Genomic DNA, 7,171 nt, shown 5'->3' on the forward strand with positions numbered 1-7,171 from the left:
CACCCCGATGAGTCCAGCAAGGCTCTGCTCGCGATTGCGCCTGGCGACACGGACGCCGAACGTGCCAAATGGCGGGGCTGGGGACAGTTATATGGCAAGAGTTACGCGGGAATTCTTTCCTTGCTCGAGAAAAGCCTGGCACTCATTTTTGACCCGGCCAGTCAGGGTAAGACGCTTACAGCGACCTGGAAGACCCTGGTAATGGACCGGCAGGACCCTGCCAAGCTCGGCGCCCAAAAGCCGTTTAAACCATTGGAAGAAGACCATTTGCGCGATGCCGCCGACGTGCTTTATCCGGTGCATGGCGTCGGTTACAACTGGCTGCGCAGTAACAAGGAGTCCGGCGAACGGTTGGCACAGGAAATCGAGCGCATTACGGCCCATTACCGCAGCAAGGGAAAAACCTGCGACAAGGTCATCATTGTCACGCATAGCATGGGGGGCCTCGTCGGGAGAGCATGTGCGCAAGTGCCCGGCATGGCGGATCGCATTCTCGGTATCGTGCATGGCGTCATGCCTGCGATCGGTGCGCCGGCAACCTATAAACGTATCCGGGCCGGCTTTGAAGGGGTCGAACAGGTCCTGCTGGGGCGCAATGCGGCGGAGTGTACGGCAGTGATGGCCAATGCACCCGGGCCATTGGAGTTATTGCCTACGGCTCAGTATAAAACTCAATCCGATAAGGGGGCTCGGCATTGGCTACGTGCGAGCTATACCAGGACCAATATGCAAGGCATACCAGAAGAAGTTGATACGTTGCTTGGAGATGGTGATCCTTACGTGGATATTTATCTGAATAATACTGAAAGCTGGTGGAGGTTGGTAAAGGAAGATTTAGTTGATCCGGCGGGGAGAAGGGAAAAGGAAAAAGCCAAGCGGGAGGGGAGAAAGATTGTTGGTGAAAGCTCCCGTGAATCTGATTTTGAGAAATTCTCGCTTAACATGGCTGATGCGCGCAAGCTCCAGGATTTTATTTCAGATAAATATCATTCAAACACTTATGCTTACTACGGTGCTGATCCTAAGCAATTGGCGTGGAATGAGGTACACTGGAAGTCCAACAAGGCCATCGATGGTGATCTAAAGTACGCGTTGCTGACGACTGATGATTTGAATGGTTCTATCCAACTGTCAGTTAATGATGGAAAGAGTCAGCGGATTTTTGAAATACAGAAAGCTCAGGGTCCTGGTGATGGCACTGTGCCAGCCGAATCCGGATCTGCCCCAACTCCCTATGTTGTCCAGATTTTTCGGCATGAAGGCAAGCAGAAGGATCATGAGAGCTACGATCACCAGAACTCGTATCAGGCAAAGATTGCACAGGCAGTCACTTTATACTCTATCGTAAAAATTGTTTCAGACTCTGATTGGTTGAAGCAAAACTTGCCTAAAACATGAAAAAATACAGTGCGTTCATTCTTGCCTTTACAGCAGCTGTCTGTGGAGGTTTTAACGTTTGTCTCGCTTCCACAAACAATCCTGTGTCTCCCGTCATGGCTAATAACAGCGTAAATGCAGCTTCTTCTTCCGTCTCATCCACTTTTTGCATGGGTCGTTTTCTGATCGATGTTCCCGCTGGCTCTAAGCAGACTGGGGGGAATTACAAATACGATTTTCTTGCTATTGAGTCAGTGAAAGAATTATCGTTTGAAGCGTTTGAGGAGGAAGTGGAGAGGCACGAGTCGAACCTCAAAAACGCCAAAAATGACCGTACAAAAATGAGTATGTTGCTCCAATCTGTTCAGCCCGAAAAAAATACTAGAATATTTGCGTCATGGAAATCGGATGCTAGCACTGCCCAGGTTGCTATTTTTGGTTATCGTTGGCTCAACGGACGCCGTTTTCTGCTCAAGGACAGCGTTGATAGCAATAAACAGAAAATAGGGGTGGACAATATGGGTGAAGTACTCTCCCGTCTGCGTGCCCGCGCTGAAACAGACTTACCCCATGAGCCCGGGTACTGTTTTACGGACGGCTTTATTGCTAATCCGGAATGGGAAAATGAAGAAGCCGGCGTCGACTTCCGCATTGCTGGCCATCCCGATACCATCGTTTCGGTCTGGTTTTACCCCCTCTCCAGCTTCAAGCATGACAAGCCTTTGCTCGAACGTATGGGAGGCATGACGCAGTTCCTCGGCAATCTCGCGACTTCCGTGCACGTGCTGCGTAAAGGTGACCGGCAGGTTGGACCGTACAAGGGACAGGAGCACCTGGCGTCCGCGCCCAATAGCGGTGGTATGCGGGGGCATGCCTTTGTCTGGGAAACCCAGGGTGAAGGTACGCTGGAGACGCCCGCCATCAAGATCGAACTGTCGACCGGACACTCGGATCGCAAAGGCAATCCCCAAAAAACAAGCCTCACAGACGAACAGGCCATGAAGCTGTGGGACGACATCCTCAACAGCTTCCGCCTGCGCCCGACCGGCGATGCGGTGAAAACGAGTGATATCGCACCTGAGCCATCGCCGCGGCTGTCGCTTGGAGAACTCGTGGCGACTGGTCGCACGTGTCCGCAAACGGGCTGGTGGCAAGCCAGGGAGGGCGGCGAGATCGAAGGGGGGGCGCGTCAGTATTTCAGGGCAGGGGACACGATGCCGCAGGTGACCACGCTGGGTGAACCGTCGTTGTGGGAAAAGCTCAAGGGAGAGCGTCCTTCGTATCGTACGGCGACGGTATGGAAACTGGTCGACTATGACACGGACGTGTCGCGTCCGCAGTCGATCGTCCAGACCGCACCAGTCAGTGCCAATTCCGATCCACACGGCCGGGACGACGATTCGTCGCACCACAACAAGGGGTAAAGGATGCGTAATGTGATTCGTCTTGGCGACCCCACGTCGCACGGCGGCAAGGTCGTCAGCGTGAGCGCACAACGTTTCACGGTCGACGGCATACCGGTCGCTCGCGTCGGCGATGTGTGCAGTTGTCCGATCGCGGGGCATACCGTCTGCATCATTGTTGAAGGCGATCCGCACCACGTCATCGATGGCGTCGCGGTCGCTTATGAAGGACATAAGACTACCTGTGGCGCTGCCCTGATTGCCACGACTGGGACCTTTGGTGGGAATTAGTTGCTACGGATTTCGTACCGAGCATCGTTTGATAACTAGAATGCGACGTCTCGGCTTTATTGCCTTTGCGACAGTCCTGGCTTTGTCGGCATGTAATCGCAATGTGATCTCACTCACCCCCCGACTTCAGCCCATGTTCGAAAAAACGAAAACCATCTGCTTCGGGCGGTTCATCGTTGATGTACCTGACTCCGCAACGGTCGTTTGGGGCGACGCAACCGTTCCGCTCAACGTGAGCGTCCACCCTGGTGGCATCGATGAGGTCAAGGTACTGGAGCAGAAATTTATTGATGAATTAAAGAGTGAGAAGGCCATCAATCACAATGACGTTCCCCTTTTGATATCAGTCGATGATGTGACGCACCCTGACGGCAGGATCGTGACCGGTTATGAGGATTTCGAAGCAATTAATGGGCTCAGAATCAGGAGTTACTTCAGGTTGGACAACGATGGTGTCGTCATCGGTGCGCGTCCTTTGCGAGAGGATAAGGACGAGACAACCAGACTCATCAATAGTATTGCTCGGCGCCTGAGGCAACGTGAAGAAAACGAAATCCCGTCTGAGCCTGGAAATTGCATCCAGCATGCGTTTCTGATGGATGAGCCGGCTGCAAACAAAGAGACTCTCCTCGAGCATGTTCGTGTCGGTTTCCGTTTGGAAGAATTTCCTGATGCTCATCTTTCGATTTATGTTGCCCCGTCGAACCCTCATGGTCCAGAAGGCGATTCGCTTAAAGAACAGTTCAAACGGATGAAGGAAGGCGCGTCGAGTCCTGAAGAGAAAAAGGCAATCGCAGATACCAGGTTCTTTCGTGAAAATCCGCGCCAGGTATCGGATTGGACGACCGGTTACGAAGTACTCATGCGTACTCCGGATGAAGAAGGGGTGTATGCGCACCATGAGTTCCACATGAAGTTCACTGGCGTCCCACGAGATCTGTGCAAGCCCTATGCGGACATCCAGTTTCAGACCGGCGTTGCCGGCAACGCGGCCGGGGCGACCAAAGCCAGCCTGACCGACGACGAAGCCATTGCGGTGTGGGACAAAATCACGAGCACGATACGCGTGCGTCCAACAGGGCCAGTGTCAGGGAAGGGGCACCATGCCGCACGTGATGCCGCTTCGCCGCCACACGACAAGGGGTAAGAGATGCGTAACGTGATTCGTCTCGGTGACGTGTGCAACTGCCCGATCAAAGGCCATGCCAACTGCACGATTGCCGCGGGCGATCCGCACCACGTCATCGATGGCGTCGCGGTCGCTTATGAAGGGTAGGAGACAACCTGCGGCGCCGCCCTGATTGCCACGACGGGGGCGCAGCGCAAGCCAGATGCCGCGCTGTCGGATCCGCTTGGCTGAAGCACGACTATTCTTGATCATGACTATCTATCGTTCGTTGTCGTCCGCGCTCGCGGCAGCCTGTTGCGCAGGACTCGGCGCCTGCACGGCCATACCTATTAATTCCAATCCATCGACCATGACGCACCAGAGTGCGCATACCACGTCCACGTTCTGCATGGGCCGCTTCCTGATCGACGTGCCTGCCGGATCCAGGCTCAGTGGCGGGAACTACAAATATGACTTCATCCGGATCGAGCCGGTCAAAGCAACGACCTACGAGGAGTTCGCAACGGAAGTGGACAGGATCGAGTCCACTCTCAGGTCTGCAAAAAACGAAAAAACACAGAAAAGCATGCTGCTCCAGTCTGTTCAGCCGGGAAACGACACGAGGATATTGGCCTCGTGGAAAGCGGACTTCAGCACAGCTCAGATCAATGTGTTGGGCTATCGTTGGATCAACGGTAGCCGCTTTTTGTTTGAAGATGACGTCGGTGGTAGTAAACAGGAGTTCGGCATGAACCGCATGCAGGAGGCCCTCTCCCGTCTGCGCCCGCGCGCTGACACTGACATACCCAGCGACCCTGGCTTCTGCTTCGCCGGTGGCTTTGTCGCCAACCCGCGCTGGCGTAATGAAGAGGCGAGCCTGGACATCGATATCGCTGGCCACCCCGATGCTTTCGTGTCGGTCTGGATCTACCCGCTCGCCAGCCACAAGCACGACCGACCCCTGCTCGAACGTATGGGCGGCATGACCGGGTTCCTCGCCAACCTCGCCACGTCGGTCCGCGTGCTGCGCAAGGGCGACCGGGAGGTCGGGCCTTACCCGGGCCAGGAGCACCTGGCATCCGCACCCGGCAGCAATGGCATGCGCGGCCACGCGTTCGTGTGGGAGACCCAGGGCGACGGCACGCTGGACACGCCGGCCATCAAGATCGAACTGACGACCGGCTACCACGACGGCAAGGGCAACCAGCAAAAGACAAGCCTCACCGACAAGGAAGCGATGAAGCTGTGGGACGACATCCTCGACAGCTTCCGCCTGCGTCCCGTCGCACCCCCCGTTCCACCGGCCTGATCGATCGACAGCGCCGTATCCGTTTCGCGCACACTGCCCTCGATCGCTACCGTCGACCACGCGCCGCGCCGCAGTCGCGGTGCGCGCCGGTTCGAACGGATCGCGTGCGGACACCGACCTCGCAGCCATCACCGCGACCGCGCAGCGCACGCGTGCAGCGGCCATCGCATGCGATCGCACACCCTCCATCCGTACCTTCGACGACACGCTGATGCCATCTTGCGTGGTCCAACGCACGCATTCCTCACGATTTTATGTGTGCGTCGCGCCACGCGGTGTAGTCTGGGGCTATCATGCGTTCAATTCCAACTCGTCGTCGGTACCACGCGAACCGAACCTCATGATCCGAGTCCTCTTCATCCACCAGAATCTGCCGGGCCAGTTTCGCCGGTTGATGCGGTACCTGCAGACGCGGCCCGACTATCAAGTCGTCGCGATCGGGGAAGAGACTGCGGTGCGGCGCGAGCCGCTTGGGCCGGCGCTGCGCGTGATCGGCTACGCCAGGCCGGACGGTCCCGGCGAGAAGACCCATCACTACCTGCGCCATTTCGAAGGGTGCGTGCGCCGTGGCCAGGCCGTCGCGCGCGCCTGCGTGGCCCTGAAGCAGGAAGGCTTCGAGCCCGACGTCGTCGTGTGCCATCCGGGCTGGGGCGAGGCCCTGTTCGTCAAGGATGTGTTCCCGTGTGCGCGTCTCGTCGTGTTCTGCGAGTTCTGGTGGGCCGCGGACGGGCTGGACGTCGGCTTCGATCCAGAATATCCGGTGAGCCTCGACGACCGCCTGCGCATCCGTATCAAGAATTCCGTGCTGATGCAGTCGCTGCTGGCGGCCGACGACGGTGTCGCGCCCACGCGCTGGCAGCTCGGCGTGCATCCGCCCGAACTGCGCGGCAAGATCCGCGAAGTCCACGAAGGCATCGACACCCGGCAGCTCCGCCCCGACCCGTGCGCGCGCCTCGCGCTGCCGGACGGCGCCGTGCTCACGCGCGCACAGCCGGTGCTGACGTATGTCGCGCGCAACCTCGAGCCCTACCGCGGCTTTCACATCTTCATGCGTAGCCTGCCGCGCCTGCTGGCCGGGAATCCGGAATTGCAGGTCGTCGTCATCGGCGGCGACGGCGTCAGCTACGGCCGCCGTCCGCCGACCGGCCATGCGAGCTACCGCGAGGCCCTGATGGCCGAGTTGACTGAGCGCGGCGAGACGGTCGACTGGTCGCGCGTCCATTTCCTCGGCAAGGTGCCGTATGCCACCTACCGCAGCGCGCTGCAGGTGGCGAGCCTGCATATATATCTGACGTATCCGTTCGTGCTGTCGTGGTCGATGCTGGAAGCGATGGCGGTCGGCGTGCCCGTGCTCGGGTCGGATACCGCGCCGGTGCGCGAAGTGATCCGCGACGGCGCGAACGGGTTCCTGACGCCGTTCTTCGACGTGGGGCTGCTCGCCGATCGCGCGCTCGACCTCATCGCGCGCCGCCACGAGATCGCCCCCATCGGCCTCGAAGGCCGGGCGACGGTGCTGCGCCGCTACGATTTCGACACGGTGGGTTTGCCAGTCTACCTCGACCTGCTCAAGCCGTTGGCCACGACGGCCCCGGCGCCGGCGTACGCGGAGGAGGTCGCATGACGGACCGCTTCGCCTTCCATTACACGCCGGACGGCTATTCGACGTCCGGGCCGCACCTGATG

At 58.1% G+C, this 7,171-nt stretch carries 6 protein-coding genes; all 6 read left to right on the forward strand.

The window, feature by feature from the left end; genetic code table 11:
• Positions 1 to 1,398 (forward strand): esterase/lipase family protein (locus AC1DYX_RS25360; RefSeq protein ID WP_477264026.1); only part of this gene is annotated, 1,398 nt, incomplete at its 5' end.
• Positions 1,395 to 2,801, forward strand: a complete 1,407-nt coding sequence (locus AC1DYX_RS25365) for a T6SS immunity protein Tli4 family protein (protein WP_477264028.1) — start codon at positions 1,395 to 1,397, stop codon at positions 2,799 to 2,801. The genes AC1DYX_RS25360 and AC1DYX_RS25365, both read left to right, overlap by 4 nt.
• Before the next feature lie 3 nt (positions 2,802 to 2,804).
• Entirely contained in the window at positions 2,805 to 3,071 is a 267-nt protein-coding gene (locus AC1DYX_RS25370; protein WP_477264030.1) for a PAAR domain-containing protein, read from the forward strand.
• Between the two features lie 133 nt (positions 3,072 to 3,204).
• The gene (locus tag AC1DYX_RS25375) at positions 3,205 to 4,218 is read left to right on the forward strand and encodes a T6SS immunity protein Tli4 family protein (protein WP_477264031.1); all 1,014 of its coding nucleotides are present in this window, start codon (positions 3,205 to 3,207) and stop codon (positions 4,216 to 4,218) included.
• Positions 4,219 to 4,450: 232 nt separating this feature from the next.
• Complete coding sequence (locus AC1DYX_RS25380; protein WP_477264035.1) at positions 4,451 to 5,488, forward strand: T6SS immunity protein Tli4 family protein; 1,038 nt, start codon at positions 4,451 to 4,453, stop codon at positions 5,486 to 5,488.
• 340 nt (positions 5,489 to 5,828) lie between these two features.
• A complete protein-coding gene (locus tag AC1DYX_RS25385) occupies positions 5,829 to 7,109 on the forward strand; it encodes a glycosyltransferase family 4 protein (protein ID WP_477264033.1) in 1,281 nt (426 codons plus the stop codon).
• Positions 7,110 to 7,171 lie beyond the last annotated feature (62 nt).

It is taken from the genome of Massilia sp. P2_C2 (assembly GCF_056404615.1).

Bases quoted from the DNA above. Each gene is read 5' to 3' on its own strand.
- AC1DYX_RS25365 (WP_477264028.1), top strand. From the start codon at position 1,395: ATGAAAAAATACAGTGCGTTCATTCTTGCCTTTACAGCAGCTGTCTGT.
- AC1DYX_RS25370 (WP_477264030.1), top strand. From the start codon at position 2,805: ATGCGTAATGTGATTCGTCTTGGCGACCCCACGTCGCACGGCGGCAAG.
- AC1DYX_RS25375 (WP_477264031.1), top strand. From the start codon at position 3,205: ATGTTCGAAAAAACGAAAACCATCTGCTTCGGGCGGTTCATCGTTGAT.
- AC1DYX_RS25380 (WP_477264035.1), top strand. From the start codon at position 4,451: ATGACTATCTATCGTTCGTTGTCGTCCGCGCTCGCGGCAGCCTGTTGC.
- AC1DYX_RS25385 (WP_477264033.1), top strand. From the start codon at position 5,829: ATGATCCGAGTCCTCTTCATCCACCAGAATCTGCCGGGCCAGTTTCGC.